This is a genomic window from Martinezella tropici (genome assembly GCF_008370325.1).
Lineage (GTDB): Bacteria > Pseudomonadota > Alphaproteobacteria > Rhizobiales > Rhizobiaceae > Rhizobium > Rhizobium tropici_B.
The window spans coordinates 563,184-581,238 of the sequence record NZ_VNIP01000008.1 but is presented as its reverse complement, the minus strand read 5'-3'; the positions used below and the strand labels follow the sequence as shown (position 1 = coordinate 581,238).

Sequence of the window (18,055 nt, the reverse complement as noted above, 5' to 3'; positions counted from 1 at the left end):
ATGACGGTCGCCACCAAAATCGAGGAGGCGGGCTTTAAGCCCGCTTCACGCATCGCCTCTATCGGCGTTTCCACCATTCTTCAGATCGGCGCGCGCGCCAATGCGATGAAGCGGGAAGGCCTGCCTGTCATCATTCTTGGCGCCGGCGAACCCGATTTCGATACGCCTGACAACGTCAAGGAAGCGGCCAAGGCGGCCATCGATCGCGGCGAAACGAAATATACAGCGCTCGACGGCACGCCGGAGCTGAAGAAAGCGATCGCCGGAAAATTTAAGCGCGAGAACGGTATCGACTACGCACTCGACGAAATCACCGTAGCGACGGGTGCTAAGCAGATCCTGTTCAACGCCTTCATGGCATCGATCAATCCGGGCGACGAGGTCATCATCCCGACGCCCTATTGGACCTCCTATTCCGATATCGTCGAGGTCTGCGGCGGCGTGCCCGTTCTGATCCCCTGCGATGCCAACGCTGGTTTTCGCCTCAAGGCGGATCAGCTCGAAAAAGCGATCACGGCGAAGACGCGCTGGCTGCTCCTCAACTCGCCGTCTAACCCATCGGGTGCTGCCTATTCCAAGGCCGATTATCTGCCGCTGATCGAGGTGCTGTTGCGCCATCCGCATGTCTGGCTGATGGTTGATGACATGTATGAACACATCGTCTATGACGGTTTTCAGTTCACCACGCCCGTTGCGATCGAACAGAGCCTCAAAAGCCGGACGCTGACGGTCAACGGCGTTTCCAAGGCCTATGCCATGACCGGCTGGCGCATCGGCTATGCCGGCGGCCCAAAGGCGCTGATCAAGGCCATGGCGGTCATCCAGAGCCAGGCGACATCCTGCCCGTCTTCCGTCAGCCAAGCCGCGGCCGTCGCCGCACTGAATGGCCCGCAGGATTTTCTTGGGGGTCGCAAGGCAAGCTTCCAGCATCGGCGCGATCTCGTCGTCGGTCGGCTGAACGCTATCGAGGGTCTGGATTGCCTGGTGCCGGAAGGTGCCTTCTACACATTCTCGGGCTGCGCTGGCGTGTTGGGAACGACAACGCCATCCGGAAAATCCATCGCAACAGATGCGGATTTTTGCGCCTATCTGCTCGATGACGCGCATGTCGCCGTCGTGCCCGGCTCGGCCTTCGGATTGTCGCCTTATTTCCGCATTTCCTATGCGACGTCGGAAGCGGATCTCGTCGAAGCCCTCAATCGCATCGAACGGGCCTGCGCGGCTCTCCGGCGCTAGAGCAGCTCCAGCAGAAGTGCCGAACGGCAGTACGCGCGGAATTACGTGAAAACAAAGAGATAGAGCATTTCCGTAATTCTGTTTAAAAACGGGAATGCCCTCGTCATCACGTAAAACGCCGGAAGCCTTCGCATCATGATACCACGCCTCGTTTCGGCGAAAGACAGTTTGCAACATCAGATCGGCGCATTTGCCCGCCGACTGACGGCACTCGACTTTCAGGGTGATGTCGAGACGGATGACGGGGCACGGACGGTGGCGTCGACCGACAATTCCATTTATCAGGTCAAGCCCGCCGCCATTCTCTATCCGCACGGCGCGGGCGACCTGAAAATCATCGCCAGAGCCATATCCGAGCCGGCTTTTTCCGACCTTGCCGTCGCGCCGCGCGGCGGCGGAACCGGGACCAACGGTCAATCGCTGACCTCAGGCATCATCGTCGATTGCTCCAGGCATATGAACCGAATCCTGGAGATCGACCCGGTGCGAAGGATTGCCCGCGTCGAAGCCGGTGTCGTCAAGGATCAGCTGAACAAGGCGCTCAAACCATACGGGTTGTTCTTTGCGCCTGAGCTTTCCACCTCCAACCGCGCCACCATCGGCGGCATGATCTCCACCGATGCCTGCGGTCAGGGCTCGTGTCTTTACGGCAAGACCAGCAACCACGTTCTCGGTCTTCGTGTCATACTCTCGGATGGCAGCGATTGGTGGTCACGCCCGCTCGTTGAGACCGAGCTGGACGAGATCAAGGCGCGAGACGACCGGATCGGAGAGATTCACAGGGTCGTCGATGGCATCGCCACAGATAAAAGCGAGCTGATCGCGGCGACATTCCCAAAGCTCAATCGTTACATGACCGGCTACGATCTCGCCCATATCCGGCGCGAGGACGGCCGCTTCGATCTCAATGCGGTGCTGTGCGGCTCGGAAGGCACGCTTGTGATGATCGCCGAAGCCGAACTCAACGTGCTGCCGCTCCCGGCGCAATCAGCGCTCATCAACATCCGCTACGATGATTTCAACACGGCGCTCGAGGATGCGCGACGGCTGGTGGCGCTGAAGGTTGCTTCGGTCGAGACGGTCGACGAAAAAGTGCTGAGTCTCGCAAAGGCCGATATCGTCTGGACCGGCATCGCCCGCTTCTTTCCGGAGGATGCCTCCGGCTCGGCCAGCGGCATCAATATCGTCGAGGTGCTGGCCGACGATCGCGATGAGCTGGAGCGCAAGCTGGTGGATGTCGCCGCCGCCCTTGATGACCGCTCTTCAGCGCGCCACAAGGGCTATACAATCGCACGCGAAAAGGCTGAGATCGAAGCAATCTGGTCGATGCGCAAACGCGCCGTCGGCCTGCTCGGCAGTGTGGACGGGCCGGTGCGTCCAGTGCCCTTCGTCGAGGACACCGCCGTTCCGCCCGAGCATCTCGCTGCCTATATCCGTGAATTCCGAGCCCTTCTCGATGCCGAAGGGCTAGATTACGGCATGTTTGGCCATGTCGATGCCGGCGTGCTGCATGTCCGTCCGGCGCTTGATCTTACTCGGGCCGACCACCAGCCGCTCGTCCGCAAGATCAGCGACGGCGTCGTTGCCCTTACCCGCAAATATGGCGGGGTGCTCTGGGGCGAACATGGCAAGGGCATTCGCTCGGAATATGTGCCTGCCTACTTCGGCGATCTCTATCCGAGCCTGCAGCAGATCAAGCGCCTCTTCGACCCCAACGATCGCCTCAATCCCGGCAAGATCGCCTCGGCCTCGTCTCGCTCGCTGCTGAAGATCGACGAAGTATCACTGCGCGGTGACTTCGATCGCATCATCGGCAACGATATCCGCGCCGCATTCGATAACGCAGCCTATTGCAACGGCAATGGCGCCTGCTTCGATTTCGAAGCCACGAGCCCGATGTGCCCCTCCTTCAAGGCCACGGGCGATCGGCGCTATTCGCCGAAGGGCCGCGCGGCGCTCATGCGCGAATGGCTGCGCCTGCTGGCGGAACGACAGGTCGACCCGCGACGCGAGGCCGACGCTCAACGCCGCACCAACCGTTTCGGCAATCTCTTGCGGCGAGTGGTCAACTCGCTCAATCCGGCCAATCGCGGCGACTTTTCCCATGAGGTGCGGGCGGCGATGGACACCTGCCTCGCCTGCAAGGCCTGCGCCGGCCAATGCCCCGTCAAGGTCAGCGTCCCGGCTTTCCGATCGAAATTCCTCGAGCTCTATTATGGCCGCTATGTCAGGCCGTTGAAGGACCCGATCGTGGCTGCCATCGAGACGACCCTGCCGCTGATGGCGCGTTTCAAACCCGGCTACAATCTGCTCACCGGGTCGACCGCCGGCAAGGCCTTGATGCGGTTCGCCGGTCTCACCGCCCTTCCCGCCATGCCTGCGATATCGCTGGAAAGGGAAGGCGTTCGGCTCGGCGTGCGGATCGCCACGCCGGAACGTCTGGAGAAACTCTCCTTAGAGGAGCGCGCCCAAGCGGTCGTCATTGTTGCCGATGTCTTCTCAACCTATTTCGATCCAGCCGTCGTCATCGCAGCACTCAAGCTCGCCGTGAAGATGGGCTTCAAACCGTGGCTCGCTATATCGCAGCACAACGGCAAAGCCCTGCACGTGCATGGCTATCTCGGCCGCTTTGAGAAAGCGGCGGCGAAATCGCGTGATTATCTCGATCGCATCTCGCAAATGGGCATCCCGCTTGTCGGCATCGATCCGTCGATGACACTGACCTATCGCAGCGAATACGCCGCTCTGCCTTCCGCCCGGCTGCAGGCGCCGGTGCTGCTGCTTCAGGAATGGCTCGCGGCCAATCTCGACCGATTGCCGCCGCCACGGGCTTTACCGCAAGAGCGCTTCACGCTGCTTGCCCATTGCACGGAAAAAACAAACGCTCCGGCCGCCCTCAAGCAATGGTCTGTGCTCTTCGGAAGATTGGGTATCAAGCTCGATATGCCCGATACCGGCTGCTGCGGCATGGCAGGCACCTTCGGCCACGAGGTTCGCAATCGCGCCATCTCGGAAAAGCTCTACGCGATGAGCTGGCAGGACAGGATTGCCGAAAACGGTGATCAAATCGTTGTCATGGCGACCGGCTTTTCCTGTCGTTCCCAGGTTGCTAAGATTGATCGCCAAACCATTCCACATCCGGTCGAGATCCTCGATCGACTGAGTGACTAGTCTCTGTAAAGCAATCTTCAAAGGCTAAAACACATGTGGCGCCCGAAGGCGCCACATATAAAAACAATATGAAGAATAGCCGCTTAGACGGCTTCTCTCATCCTGATCTTCTCCAGGCTGTAAACCTGCCCGAAGCGATTGGCGAGGAAATCGCCGAGATCGATTTCCTCCTGGCAGACGAAGCCCTTGGCGGGCAGCTTGCCCTGTGCCAGCAGATCCAGCACGGTGGTGATGCCGGCTGCCGTGGTGATCTGGATGGCGCTCATCTTTTTGCCGGCAACAATGCCCGCATAGACCTTGTTGGCATAGGTTTCCTGCATATAGCGGCCCTCGCGCCAACCGCAGACGGTGACGAAGACAACGACCACATCCTGCATGGTGGCGGGCAGTGCGTTTTCGAACAGATCCTTCAGTATGTCGCGGCGGTTCTTGAGGTTCAGGTCGTTGAGCAGCGCCTTGATGATGGCCTGATGACCGGGGTAGCGGATGGTGCGGTAGTTCATCGTGCGCACGCGGCCGGCCAGCGTCTTGGCGAGCGTGCCGAGACCGCCTGACGTGTTGAAGGCCTCATAGGTGACGCCGTCGAGCGAGAATTCTTCGCGCTCTTCCATGGCCGGCACGGTCACGAGCTTGCCTTCGACGATGGCTTCGCAGGGCTCGATATATTCGTTGATGAGGCCGTCGGTGCTCCAAGTCAGATTGTAGTTCAGGGCATTGGACGGATATTGTGGAAGAGCGCCGACGCGCATGCGCACGCTGTCGAGGCTGTCGAAATGCTTGGTAAGATCATTGGCGACGATCGAGATGAAGCCCGGTGCCAGGCCGCATTGCGGGATGAAGGCGGTGTTTGCTCCCTGGGCCAGCTCTTCCACCTTTTTCGTCGTGGCGACGTCTTCGGTGAGGTCAAGATAATGAACGCAGGCCTCGAGTGCGGCTTCCGCGACGAAACCCGTTAGATGGAACGGTGCCGCCGACAAGACTGCGAATTTGCCCTTCAGCACGCCGACGAGCCCGGCGCGGTCGGCGATATCGACGGCGGCGGTGGAAATTGCAGGATGGCGGTCGATTTTATCAAGCTGCTCCTGGCTGCGGTCGGCGACAACGACCTTGTAATCGCCCGTTTCGGCCAGCATCAGAGCGATCGCCCCACCGATCTTGCCTGCGCCGATGACCACTATGTCTTTCATATGACTCCCCTGCGTTTCATTGATAAGATTTTTATAAGTGTAGGCAGGCGCTGAACGATTCATAGCGACGAAAAATGCATTTCGTTGTATGAATCCATACAAAACGACGAAGCAATTTTACAGAATGTAGGAAGTGCCATGCAGGTCACCGATAAGGACCGCGAATTGATCGCCTTGCTCGGCCAGAATGCCCGCATGCCGGTGGCAACGCTCGCCAAAAGGCTGTCGCTGTCGCGCACCACCGTTCAGGCGAGGCTCGAACGGCTGGAGCGAGAAGGCGTGATTTCAGGCTATGGCGTGCGGCTGTCGGAGACCTATCTGTCAGGCCTCATTCGGGCACATGTGCTGATCACAATCGCACCGAAGGCGCTGTCGGCGGTGACGGCGTCACTGGGTGCAATCCCGGAGGTTACGACGCTTCATTCCGTCAGCGGCACATTCGATCTGATCGCCATCGTCGCGGCGCCATCGATCTCCGAGCTGGATCAGCTGATCGACGAGATCGGCACGATCGATGGCGTCGAGCGCACCTTGTCGTCCATCATCCTTTCGACGCGGATCTCGCGCTAAAAATAAGGGTCAGCCGAGCGCTGCCGGCTCCATCTCGGGCGTGGTAGACAACACTGCCTCCTTCAAAGCCCGCGAATAGGGGTGCTGCGGATTGTCGAGGACGGTGCGCGCCCCGCCCTGCTCGACGATCTCACCCTTTTTCATAATGATGATGCGATCGCTGATGTAGTAGGCGGTCGCCAGATCATGGGTGATGTAGATGATCGAGAGCCCGAGTTCTTTTTTCAGCTGGCCGAACAGATTGACGATCGCCATTCGAAGCGAAGCGTCGACCATCGAGACGGGCTCGTCGGCCACCAGCAACCGCGGCTGCGGAATGAGCGCCCTGGCGATTGCCGTTCGCTGCAATTGGCCGCCCGACAGCTCATGCGGAAATCGTCCCTTCACCTCGGCAAGCGTCAAGCCGATATGGGTAAGCGCCTCGTCGGCCATGCGCTCGACATCGGCTCGGCTTGGCCTCACGCCGGTCGGCGCGAAGTTTCTTGCCGTTTCGAAGAGATACCGATCGACCCTCTTCAGCGGATTGAACGCCTCGAATGGGTTCTGAAGGATCGGCTGCACCTCTCGCATGAAGGCGCGGCGTTCGGCTCTTCCATGAATCGCGACTGGTTTGCCGCGAAAAGTGAGATCACCCGATGTCGGTGCCGTCTGGCCGAGGATCATCGAGGCGATGGTGGATTTGCCGGAGCCGGACTCGCCGACGATGGAGAGGATCTCAGGTTCCTCTCCCAGGCTCAGGCTGACATCGTTCACCGCTATGATCTGGCGTCGGCTGAGCATGCCGCCCTGACGGTAGATCTTGCTGACATGCGCAAGTGAAAGAAGATCGCTCATCGCCCTCCTCCCGTCACCGCGAAGCAGGCAACGCGCCGATCCGGCTCTACCGCCACCATCGGCGGTACTTCGCGGCTGCAGATGTCCATGCGCTTCGGACAGCGGGGATGAAAACGGCATCCTTCCGGCGGCATGGCGAGATTGGGCGGCCGGCCCTCAAGCGAGGGGCGCGTCGAGGCATCGCCGATCCGCGGCAGGCTTGCGACCAGATGCTGCGTATAGGGATGCAAGGGCAGCTGGAAAAGCTTGCGCGTCGGCGCCTCCTCGACCAGCCGGCCGGCATAGACGATGCCGATACGATCGGAGACAGCGGCGTGAACGCCCATGTCATGGGTGACAAACAGGAAGGACGAACCCATTTCGCGCTGAATCTCGCGGATCATCTGCAGGACATCGCGCTGGACGATGACATCGAGCGCCGTCGTCGGCTCGTCGGCAATGATGAATTCAGGCGTCAGAATGGTCGCGAGCGCGATCGTCATGCGCTGGCGCATGCCTCCGGACAATTCATGCGGATAGGCATCGAGGAGATGGGCATCCAATTTCAGCCGCTGGAGGTGGGCGCCAACCCGGTCGAAGAAGGTGGCGCGATCGGCCTTCATATGACGGAAGGCAAAGTCGATGAATGAGTGCCGGATGCGCCGCACCGGATTGAGCACGTTCATCGAGCCCTGCATGATATAGGATAGATGACGCCAGCGAAGCGATGCCCGCTGCTCTGGCGTCATCGCATAGATATCCTGCGTTCCGCCATTGAAGTGAAATTTGACCGCACCGGAGACGACGCGAAGCGGCGGCCGGATTGCGCCGGCAATCGTCTTGATCAGCGTCGTCTTGCCGCTGCTCGATTCACCCGCAACCCCGTAGATCTCGCCGCGACCGATCGACAGGCTGATATCATCCACTGCACGCACTTCGCGATCGACGCCATAAAGGAAGGCCCGATAATAGGCTTTGAGGTTGTTGACCTCGACAACAGCCTCCATGCCTAGCCTCCCATCCGGTTCAAACGACTGCGCGGATCATTGTATTCATTCATCGACATCGACAGCAGGAAGAGCGCCATGAACAGCACCACGATAGCGGCCACCGGTGCCGCGACCCACCACCAGGTGCCGGCGATCAATGCCGAATGCGCATTGGCCCAATAGATCATCATGCCCATGGTCGGCGTTTCGATATCGGTGAAACCGAGTACCGAAAGCGTGATCTCCATGCCGATCGACCAAATCATGTTGTTCATCGTCGTGGCAAAGACGATCGGCAGCACATAGGGCAGATGCTCCTGAACGAGGATCTTGGACATGCTCATACCGGAATAGACGCTCTGCGTGGTAAACGGCCGCGTTTTGAGGCTGATCGCCACCGAGCGGATCAAGCGGGCATCATAGGACCAGCCGAGTGAGGCCATGACCACGATCAGCACCGTCCAGGTCATTTCGTCCTTGAGCACGAAATAGAACAGGATCAGCAGCGGAAACTGCGGAACGACCATGATGCTGTCATTGATCGCCATCAGCACGCGATCGACGGTGCCGCCGGCATAGCCGGCCACCAGCCCTACGACCAGCGAGATGATGCGCGACAGAAAGGCAACGCCGATGCCGAAATAAAGCGTGTTGCGAAGCGCGACGGCCAATTGCCAGAAGACATCCTGGCCGCGCGATGTCGTGCCCAGCCAATATTGTCCATCCGGCGACATGTCGGGCGGCAGCAGATAGAGATCGGAAGGGCCGTAAGGCGAGAAATAGGACAGGATCACCATTCCGACGATCACGGCAAACAGCAGCAGACCGCAGAGGAATTCCATATTCTGGCGAGCAAGGTCCCGAACGATCGTCAGCATGGCCTACTCCACCTTGATGCGCGGGTCGATCAGCGGACCCAATATGTCGATGATGAACACGGCCGCGGCGACCCCGACAATCGACAAAGCGCTGAGCCCCAGAACAAGGCTGTAATCGCCGGCATGGACGGCCGAAATCAGAAGATTGCCGATACCGGGATAACCGAAGACGATCTCGGTGATGACGGTGCCGTTGAAGACGGCGCCGAGCGACATGGCAAGGCCGGTGAACTGCGGCACCATGGCATTGCGGGCGATGTAGGAGCGCAAAATCCTACGCTTCGGCACGCCGCCGAGCTCGGCGAAGACGACATAGTCCTCGGTGATGATATTGGAAACCAGCGCCCGCATGCCGATGAGCCAGCCGCCCGTCCCGACAAGGATTAGGGATAGCGCCGGCAGGAGGGAGTGGCGCAGAATATCGAGCACCAGCACAAACGACAGCTGCAGATTGGTGTTCATCTCATAACCGCCGTTGATTGGCAGGATCGGCCAGATGTAGCCGAAGAGGATGATCAGCACGAAGGCCAGGATATAATAGGGTATCGGCTGCATGGCGATGAAAACGAGACTAACCGCCTTCAGCACCGTATTCTTGCGATAATAGCCAGCCAGCGCGCCGATCATATTGCCGATCAGGAATGTGATGATCGTGGAAACCGTCATCAAACCGATCGTCCAGGGTAGCGCCCTTGCGATGATGGCGGAAACCGGCGTGGGAAATGCCGAGAGCGACGGCCCGAGATCGCCTGTCGCAAGGCGTCCCCAGAAATGCAGATATTGCTGCCAGATCGAGCCTCCGACACCGTAGAGTTCCCGCAGGGACTCGCGCATCAGTTCGACGGCGCGGGGATCCGATTGCCCCATCTGCTGAATGGCCCCGATGCTTTCCTCGACCGGATCGATCGGTGTCAGATGCGTGATGAAGAAAGTCGCTGATATGCCGAGGAAGACGACGAGCAGAAACTGACCAAATCGTTTCAATACGAAAACTGGATAAGACGTCATTCCGTCGTTTTCCTTACTGCTCGCACTTCATCTCTTATCGAAAAGATCGCCGGACCCGTTTCGCGCCCGGCGACAGGTGCCCGACGCGGCGCATCTGCCGCGTCAGGGTTGGGAGAATTAAGGCTGCGCCGGCTTGAGCTTCACCATCATCAACCGCGAGTTCGCCCAATTGGGAACGGGGTCGGTGTAGGGATCTGCTATCGTCGGATAGCCCTTCCAGTAAGTCGTGTCCATCGACGTGAAGACGTTGTAGGACATCAGGGGAATGGTCGGCATTTCACGGGCGACCAGCTTCAGATAGTCCTTGCCGAGTTCGATGCCCTTCGGATCATCGGCGCTGACATGGCGAATGTTCTCGATGATCTTGTCCAGTTCGGGATTGGACCAGCGCTGCCAGTTGCGCGGCGCCTGGTTCTCACCCTTCTTGGCGACGAATTCGGAATGCCAGCTGTCGAGGAAGAAGGACAGGTCGGGATCGCCGCCCCAGGTCTCGACGCTCCAGGCGATGGCAACCTGGTAGCTGCCGGGCTGTAATCCCACCTGCCAGAGATTGGTGGTCGGCGCGGCCTTGGAGTCGATCCCAAAGGCTGCCCATTGCTGGGCAATCAGCGTGCCGGCGCGGGTGAAGACCGAGCGGGTATCACCCTCAACCGTCAAGCGGATCTTGAATGGCTGGCCATCAGGCGTCATCCACTTGCCGCCCACCTTCTTGAAGCCTGCCTTTTCCAGAAGCTCGGCGGCGGCCTGCGGATCGGGCTTCCACCAGCCATAGCCGAAGGCAGCACTGATCGCTGCCGGATCGGTCGGGATCTGATCCTTGAATTTCGGCTGCTTGCGCAGGATATCGGCGATCTGCTGGCCGATCGTCGGATCATAGGGCTTTATCTTGCGCTTGCCGGTATCGACCTCGAAATTCTTCAGCCAATCCTGCATCGGCGCCTGATAGTCCGTCATGGCGATTGCCGTCGGCGGAACGCCGAGGGCGGAAAGCGTAGCTGCGCCGCGGTAGCTCGCCATGTCGACGGCCTTGATATCGATGAGCAATGCCAGGGCCCAGCGCACATCGGCATTCTGGAACAGCGGATCCTGATTGTTGAAGATCACCGCGGGCAGCGTCGGATCGGGATGAGCGAAGGGGAAGCCGGGGAACCAGCTATCGACGGTCTTCGACTTTTCCTTCAGCGTGAACATGCCTTCCGGCGTGTTGTCGTGAATGATATCCAGATTGTGCTCGATCTGCGCGATGGTCCGCTTGTCCGGCGGGCCGGGGTCGACATAGCTCACATATTTCGGAGCCGGCTCGCCAAAGCGGGCAAGCGAGGTGCGCTGCCAGTCGTCACGCTTCTCCCAGGTATACCACTTGCCCTGCGGATCGTAGGCCTTCAGCTTGTAGGCGCCGAGCGAGACGGGATTGGCGTTATCATAACGAACGGGATCGGCAACCTTCTCGAAGACATGCTTCGGCATGATCCACGCGCCGTTCCAGCGAACGGTGAAGATGGCGTGAAAGCGCGAATTCGGCTTTTTCAGCTTGAAGACGACGGTATAGGGATCCGGCGCTTCGACACTGGCGACCTGCACCGAGAAAGCGGCGCTCCAGTTCATGCCCGGATGATCCATCTGCGTCTTGACGGTGTAGACCACATCGTCGGCGGTAAATTCGACGCCGTCGCTCCAGTAGATGCCCTTGCGCAGCTTCACCGTCATCTGGGTGAAGTCGTCATTATATTGCGGCTTGTCCGCAGCGAGCGAATTGTCCCAGGCAGAGCCGCCCAGGCCTTTTTCCGGATCGATGTACCAGAGCGTATCCATGGTCAGCTGCTGCAAGCCGGTCGAAACGCCGCCGCCGCCATTGACCCAGATATTGAACCAGCCCGGATTCTTGATCGTCCCCTCAGGGTTTTCGACGATCAAGGTCTCCTTGCGTGGCAAGGCGGTATAGTCTTGAGCCTGGACTGTCGCGATAAAGCCGAACGTGGCCAATGCGACGCCGAAAGCAAGCTTCTTCCACTGCTGCATGATCTCCTCCCTTTGTTGTCGATTGCCAGCGCGTCCGAACAGGTGTCGGGCGCGTCGCTCTTTCTTCCCCTTATGCTTTCAAGGCCAGCTGGACCGCCTCCTCGCGATCAGCGCCCACCGGCCGTCATACCGACAGCCGGATTACCGTGTATGACAATGGTTTCAACGTAGCGCGAAGGCGACCGTCTTCCACTTTCGCGTCACTCGTACTTGTCGGTACGACAGCGTTTGGCTGCCTCGCCGTGTTGACCGCCTGCAGATCGCTGTGCACCATCTCATGCTGCTCGACGACGCGGGCTCCGGGAAATCCTTCGAGACGGGTGTCGAGATCGAGCGCGCTGTCCGGATGACGGTTGACGACAAACAGGGTGACCATTTTGCCAAGGTCGTCATGCACGGCTGATACGTCGAGATAAGGTACGTCGTCGGCCTCGTCGCTGTCATAGGTCGGGCCATCGGTGATGAGACGCAGCGCATAACCGCGACCATATTTCGAGGCGAAATAGAGCGGGTAGTAAATGGTCTGCCGCCACGCCGGTCCGCCGTCTTCCGTCATGATCGGCGCGATGACGTTGACGAGCTGGGCTATACAGGCAATCCGCACGCGGTCGGAGCGGCGAATGAACGTATTGAGGATGCCGCCGACCTGCAGCACGTCTTCGAAATTATAGACATCCTCGAGCAGATGCGGCGCATCCGGCCATTCGTCACGAGCAAGGATCTCCTTGTCCTGCTGGTTGGAATGGTACCAGACGTTCCACTCATCGAAGGAAATGCCGATCGTCTTCTTCGACCGCTTCTTTGCCTTGATATAGTCGATGACGCCGCCGATGGTGACGATGTAGCGGTCGAGCTTTTCGGCCTTGGCCAGATAGTTGAGCGTGTTCTTTTCGCGATTGGCGAAATACATGTGCAGCGAGATATGATCGGCGCTGTCATAGCACTGGTCCAGAACCTGCGCTTCCCAATCGGGATAGGTCTTCATGTCGGAATTAGACGAGCCGCAAACCACCAGTTCGAGAGATTTGTCGAAGCCGCGCATGGCCTTTGCGGTTTCGTCGGCCAGGCGGCCATATTCATAGGCAGACTTGTGACCGACCTGCCAGGGACCATCCATTTCATTGCCGAGGCACCAGAGCTTCACGCCATGCGGATCGGACCAACCGTGCTTGCGCCGCAGATCCGACCAGTAGGTGCCGCCCGGATGATTGCAATATTCGAGGAAGTTTCTCGCCGCATCCAGGCCGCGCGAGCCGAGATTGACCGCGAGCATCGGCTTGGTATTGGCCTTCTTGCACCAATCGACGAATTCATTGACGCCGATCTGGTTGCTCTCACGCGTCCGCCAGGCGAGATCGAGACGCACCGGCCGTTCGGAACTGGGGCCCACCCCGTCTTCCCAATTATAGGCGGAAACGAAATTGCCTCCGGGATAGCGGCAATAGGGTGCGTTGAGCTCGCGCACCAGCTCGATCACGTCCTTGCGGAAGCCGTTCTCATCGGCGGTCGGATGACCGGGCTCGTAGATGCCCCCGTAGATCGCTCTGCCCAGATGCTCCAGAAAAGCGCTGTAAAGCCGGTCGTCGATGTCGGCAATTCGAAAATCACGATGGACGATCACATGCGCCTTCACGGCCTTCCTCCCATATATATCATATATTTCGTTCTTATACCTTGATCTTGATATACTTTTGGAAGGCCGTCAACGCTTTTAAAGTGGAAAACAACTTGAAAGTCGTAATGGCGTTAATTTCCTGATAGAGAAACAGCTTGCAAAAACAAATAGTTATTAAAAATACGACTTATCGGAAATTTATCTCGATCATATGCTATATATCATAATTTATGATATATACTTATGCCAGATCGACGCGCATCAGAATATCGCGGCCATAATTGCCGAAGCCACGACCGAAAATATTGACGCCCCCTGTGTTGCGGGCGTCGTCGGCAATGCCGATGCGCAGCCGGATCGAGGAATGCTGGCTGATGGCGAGATCGTCGATGGTCACATCAGATACGGCAACGCCGTCGATGAACGTGCCCTTCTTCGAGATTCGCCAGGTCTTGAGCTTTCCGTACTGAGAACCTTCCAGCTTCCACCAGCCCGGTGTGAAAGCGCCGCGCTTGTCGCCGTAGTCACCGGGGGACGTCCATGTACCGGCGGCGACGCCGTTGATCCAGACAGTAATGTCGGACGGCCAGTCCGGATTGGTGCCCGGCACCTCGGACGACAGCTCCATCGAGAATTCGATGGCATTGACATTCCGGTTCAAGATCTTGGCATTGTTCGGGAATTTATACTCGACATGGCCGCGGCCGAACCAGAGAAGACCGGCCTGCATGCGTTGCGGATCAAGGAAATAATCGGGAACGTCGAGGAGGCCGATCACGCCTTCGGTCGAACAAAGGCCGCAAGGCGCATGCGTCTCGCAGCTCGTATAAAGGCCGATCGGCATGGCGACCTCGATTACGTCCTCGTCGTGCTTGAAGGCCTGGTCCTCGAAGCTCAGCAGGATTTCATCATAAAGCGCGGTACAGATCTTCTGGTAGCCCTTGCGCGCTTTCGCAGCCTTGGTCTCGACAAGACCGGCTTCCTCCAGGATCATGATAGCCGTTGCGACGGTAGATTGCGGCAGATCGAGTTCCCGAGCAATCTCGTTGACGTTCATCGAACCTTTGGCGCAGAGCAGTTTCAGCATCTCGACGCGGGCCGGCGCTGAAAGTGCCCTGAAGACTGCGGCGTTCTCGCCCGCATAAATTGTCAGAAAGCCGCGCTGCATAGAATCCCGAATACCCCAATCAATGGATATCATTTATATCAGGATTTTTGATTTCACAAGAGATATCGGCCTTTGGCGTCTTCCATGCGAATAGAAAGACGCCATCAGGTCATTCCTGCCATATAACTCCTGGCGATGGGAGCGCCACCCGCACCTCGGGTGCCTACGGGATCATTTGCATGTTTCTATGCGTTTCAACGCCGCCGTAATGCCTGATAGCGAGTAGGAATAGCTTGTGGCGGTGCCGCGTCTGGACGTTGCCTGCAGTTCCAATTGCGCGCCGCCCTTCATGGCCCTGATCATGGAAGGTTCCTGGGTTTCATCCCTCACCCAGCCGTGGCGGTCTTTCGTGAACATCGGAAAGGTCTTGTCGCCAACCGCAGCCGTCATTTGCGTGCCGTCTTTCAGATCGTAGCCCATCGCGGCTTCGGGAACCAATTTGTCGCTGGGAGACAGGCGCGAGACGATGAAAAAATTGTCGCCATGGTCGACACTGGCGGGTTGCTGCGCGACCGGCCTCGACAGCACATAGCAACTGACACTATCGCCGGATTTATAAGAATATGCGCCCCAATGATCGAATTGATCGATACGGACGGGCACTTCCGCATGCGCAATACCGGCGCCGAATGCGACGAAGACCAGAGCGGGGGCGAATTTTCTAGTAAACATAGTTTCCTGCCATTTCTTGTTTCAAGGACGTTGAAAGCGAGAGAAGCACTCACACGCGCGGCAGTTTCGGTGTGGTGCGTTATCCGATTGTTAATGTCTTCGTTAAAATTTGTTCATGTTCGGCGACACGCAGGAAACCATGATGGAGAAGAACGCAAGCTCTATCGGCATTGACGATCAGTTCACAGATTGTGCTGTTCCATCCACTGCATCCATGCACATATAGCCGCCTGAACCTACGGCCTTTGTAAGCTATGACATGAAGACCCAGGCAAGCAGGCCCTCGGACGGGCGTCATATGTGTCTGCATGGACATGTATGATGCAACATCGAGCCGGCAAACCGGATATAGCAGGATGATATCATGAAGAAGATCGGTTTCCTTTCATTCGGCCATTGGACGCCATCACCCCAATCGCAGACGAGATCGGCAGGCGACACGCTCCTGCAATCGATCGATCTCGCTGTCGCGGCCGAGCAATTGGGGGCAGACGGCGCCTATTTCCGCGTGCATCACTTCGCGCGCCAGCTTGCCTCGCCATTCCCCCTGCTGGCAGCAGTCGGTGCCAGGACCAGCCGCATCGAAATCGGCACGGCTGTTATCGACATGCGCTACGAAAACCCGTTCTATATGGCGGAGGATGCGGGTGCCGCCGATCTCATTGCCGGCGGGCGGCTGCAGCTCGGCATCAGCCGCGGCTCGCCGGAACAGGTGATCGATGGATGGCGCCACTTCGGCTATACGCCGATGGATGGCGAGAGCGACGCCGATATGGGACGCAGGCACACGGAAGTGCTGCTCGATCTCCTGCGCGGTGAAGGATTTGCGCAACCCAATCCCCGCCCGATGTTCCCTAATCCTCCCGGCCTCTTGCGCCTCGAGCCCTATTCGGAAGGCCTGCGCGAGCGGATCTGGTGGGGCGCAGGCTCCAATGCCACGGCAGTATGGGCGGCAAAGCTCGGCATGAACCTGCAGAGCTCGACGCTCAAGGACGACGAAAGCGGCTTGCCCTTCCACGTTCAACAGGCCGACCAGATCAAGCTCTACCGCGAGGCCTGGAAAGAGGCAGGACACAAGCGCGAACCACGCGTTTCGGTGAGCCGCAGCATCTTCGCTTTGGTGAACGATCTCGACCGTGCCTATTTCGGCAGCAGCGGCAAGGACGCCGACAAGATCGGCTTCATCGACGAGAAGACGCGCGCCATCTTCGGACGCAGCTATGCGGCCGAGCCCGACGTGCTCATCGAGGAATTGGCGAAAGATGAGGCGATCGCCGCAGCCGATACCCTGCTCCTGACCGTGCCGAACCAGCTTGGCGTCGAATACAACGCCCATGTTATCGAATCCATTCTGACCCATGTCGCTCCGGCGTTGGGATGGCGATAAGGCAATTCCTGGCGCGGCGTTCGGATTGCATAAACCGGCCTCGGCTGCCCGCGAAATTCGACTTTCGCGGGCAGGCCTCCAAACGCGCCCGCCGGAAAGCAGGCGCTTTGCAGATCAGGCTATGGCATTCTGGCGTCGCAAGACATGCAGTGCTGCCAGCACCAGCAATGCCATGAGCGTGGAGAAGCCCACCAGTGGCCATGCACTTTCGCCACCCAGCGCTGTCACCGCCAGCGTACCGACGATGCTGACGATCAGGCTCTGGATGCAGAAGTAGAACGCCACGGCCGATCCGGCGATATCACCGAATTCCGCAAGCGCTCCGTTCGCTGTCACCGATGCCGCAAAGACGATCCCAAGGGCCATGATCCACATTGGCAGTACGAAGCTTGTAAAGGACGGCGAGCCGTAGACCTGACCAAATACCAGACCAGCCGCGCCAATAAGAAGCAGTGCCATGCCCCGCGCGACACAGCCTGCAACACCCCACCGCTCGACAAATGATCCAGCGAAGCGCGCTGCCGCGATCATAACGACTGCGACCGTTGCGAATGCGATGCTGAAGCCGAGTTCCGAATAGCCGGCCCGGCCGATCAGCACGCGTGGTGCCGTCGAGAAGAACACGAAGAATGTGCCCATGCCCGCGCTGAAGGCCAGCGTGTAGGTCCAGAACGGGAAGCTTGTGAAGATCGGCCAAATGGAGCGGCGTGGCCCTCTCGAACCTGCAGGCCGCGTTTCACGCCACCTTGCCATGGCGTTGATCGTCGCGGCCAAGGCCAGAAGTGCCAGCAGCATGAAAATGGCACGCCATCCGAACCGATCGGCGATCATCGCGCCTGCTATGGGGCCAAGTGCAGGCACGAAGGACAATATCGCGCCAAACGCGGCATAGATGATCGCCTGCTCCGGCCGATTGCCATAGACATCCCGGACAGTTGCAAAGGTTGCAACCAGTGTCGCCGAGGCTCCGATGGCCTGCAGCAGCCGGCAAAAGACGAAGGCAGCCGCCGTCGATGAGCCAGCCGCTCCGAGAGAGGCTCCAGCGAAGAGGATCGCCCCGGCAAGCAGCACAGGACGACGGCCGATGCGATCCGAAAGCGGACCGAACAGGACCTGCCCGAGGCCAAGCATGATCATATAGAGGCTCAGCGTCAGCTGAATGACCGAAGGCGTCGTGTTCAGGATGCCGGGCATCGATGGAACGACGGGAAGGTAGATGTCCATCGCCAGCGAGGCGAGAATGTCGAAAGGCGCCATCAGCAGCAGTGCCGCCGGCAGCGAGTAGGCCCATGACGGGCGTATGTCAGACATGAGAAAATTCCGCTCGAAAGAGAAATCGGGC

14 protein-coding genes are annotated in these 18,055 nt (G+C 58.9%); 4 read left to right on the top strand and 10 right to left on the bottom strand.

The window, feature by feature from the left end:
- Both FP026_RS15880 and ydiJ read left to right on the top strand, forming a co-directional pair.
- Window positions 1–1,236 carry a pyridoxal phosphate-dependent aminotransferase gene (locus tag FP026_RS15880; protein ID WP_149635570.1) on the top strand — a complete coding sequence of 412 codons (1,236 nt, stop codon included), beginning with the start codon at window positions 1–3 and terminating at the stop codon, window positions 1,234–1,236.
- Window positions 1,237–1,371: 135 nt separating this feature from the next.
- Window positions 1,372–4,407, top strand: coding sequence for a D-2-hydroxyglutarate dehydrogenase YdiJ (gene ydiJ, locus FP026_RS15875; RefSeq protein WP_149635569.1), 3,036 nt, complete (start codon window positions 1,372–1,374; stop codon window positions 4,405–4,407).
- Between the two features lie 83 nt (window positions 4,408–4,490).
- Here the strand turns inward: ydiJ and FP026_RS15870 are convergent, their stop codons facing one another.
- Window positions 4,491–5,594 (bottom strand): saccharopine dehydrogenase family protein, encoded by a 1,104-nt coding sequence (locus FP026_RS15870; RefSeq protein WP_149635568.1) that lies wholly within the window; start codon window positions 5,592–5,594, stop codon window positions 4,491–4,493.
- A gap of 138 nt (window positions 5,595–5,732) precedes the next feature.
- Between FP026_RS15870 and FP026_RS15865 the strand changes: the two genes are divergently transcribed.
- Entirely contained in the window at window positions 5,733–6,164 is a 432-nt protein-coding gene (locus FP026_RS15865) for an Lrp/AsnC family transcriptional regulator (RefSeq protein WP_149635567.1), read from the top strand.
- A gap of 9 nt (window positions 6,165–6,173) precedes the next feature.
- Here the strand turns inward: FP026_RS15865 and FP026_RS15860 are convergent, their stop codons facing one another.
- The 8 genes from FP026_RS15860 to FP026_RS15825 all read right to left on the bottom strand — a co-directional run bounded on the left by FP026_RS15860 (window position 6,174) and on the right by FP026_RS15825 (window position 15,326).
- Window positions 6,174–6,998 (bottom strand): ABC transporter ATP-binding protein, encoded by an 825-nt coding sequence (locus tag FP026_RS15860; protein WP_149635566.1) that lies wholly within the window; start codon window positions 6,996–6,998, stop codon window positions 6,174–6,176.
- Window positions 6,995–7,984, bottom strand: coding sequence for an ABC transporter ATP-binding protein (locus FP026_RS15855; RefSeq protein ID WP_149635565.1), 990 nt, complete (start codon window positions 7,982–7,984; stop codon window positions 6,995–6,997). Before FP026_RS15855 ends, FP026_RS15860 begins: the two co-directional genes overlap by 4 nt.
- Before the next feature lie 2 nt (window positions 7,985–7,986).
- Window positions 7,987–8,844: an ABC transporter permease gene (locus FP026_RS15850; RefSeq protein WP_149635564.1), complete on the bottom strand. Its 858-nt coding sequence runs from the start codon at window positions 8,842–8,844 to the stop codon at window positions 7,987–7,989.
- A gap of 3 nt (window positions 8,845–8,847) precedes the next feature.
- Window positions 8,848–9,852, bottom strand: coding sequence for an ABC transporter permease (locus FP026_RS15845; protein WP_149635563.1), 1,005 nt, complete (start codon window positions 9,850–9,852; stop codon window positions 8,848–8,850).
- A 117-nt stretch (window positions 9,853–9,969) separates the two neighbouring features.
- Window positions 9,970–11,871 carry an ABC transporter substrate-binding protein gene (locus FP026_RS15840; protein ID WP_149635562.1) on the bottom strand — a complete coding sequence of 634 codons (1,902 nt, stop codon included), beginning with the start codon at window positions 11,869–11,871 and terminating at the stop codon, window positions 9,970–9,972.
- Between the two features lie 124 nt (window positions 11,872–11,995).
- A complete protein-coding gene (locus tag FP026_RS15835; protein ID WP_149635561.1) occupies window positions 11,996–13,504 on the bottom strand; it encodes an alpha-N-arabinofuranosidase in 1,509 nt (502 codons plus the stop codon).
- A 223-nt stretch (window positions 13,505–13,727) separates the two neighbouring features.
- Window positions 13,728–14,654, bottom strand: a complete 927-nt coding sequence (locus FP026_RS15830) for an ArsR/SmtB family transcription factor (protein WP_149635560.1) — start codon at window positions 14,652–14,654, stop codon at window positions 13,728–13,730.
- Window positions 14,655–14,825: 171 nt separating this feature from the next.
- Window positions 14,826–15,326, bottom strand: a complete 501-nt coding sequence (locus tag FP026_RS15825; protein ID WP_149635559.1) for an invasion associated locus B family protein — start codon at window positions 15,324–15,326, stop codon at window positions 14,826–14,828.
- 364 nt (window positions 15,327–15,690) lie between these two features.
- Between FP026_RS15825 and FP026_RS15820 the strand changes: the two genes are divergently transcribed.
- Window positions 15,691–16,713 carry an LLM class flavin-dependent oxidoreductase gene (locus tag FP026_RS15820; protein WP_149635558.1) on the top strand — a complete coding sequence of 341 codons (1,023 nt, stop codon included), beginning with the start codon at window positions 15,691–15,693 and terminating at the stop codon, window positions 16,711–16,713.
- 114 nt (window positions 16,714–16,827) lie between these two features.
- Here FP026_RS15820 and cml read toward each other — a convergent pair whose 3' ends face one another.
- On the bottom strand, window positions 16,828–18,024 hold the full coding sequence (gene cml / locus FP026_RS15815; protein ID WP_149635557.1) for a CmlA/FloR family chloramphenicol efflux MFS transporter: 1,197 nt from the start codon (window positions 18,022–18,024) through the stop codon (window positions 16,828–16,830).
- Window positions 18,025–18,055 lie beyond the last annotated feature (31 nt).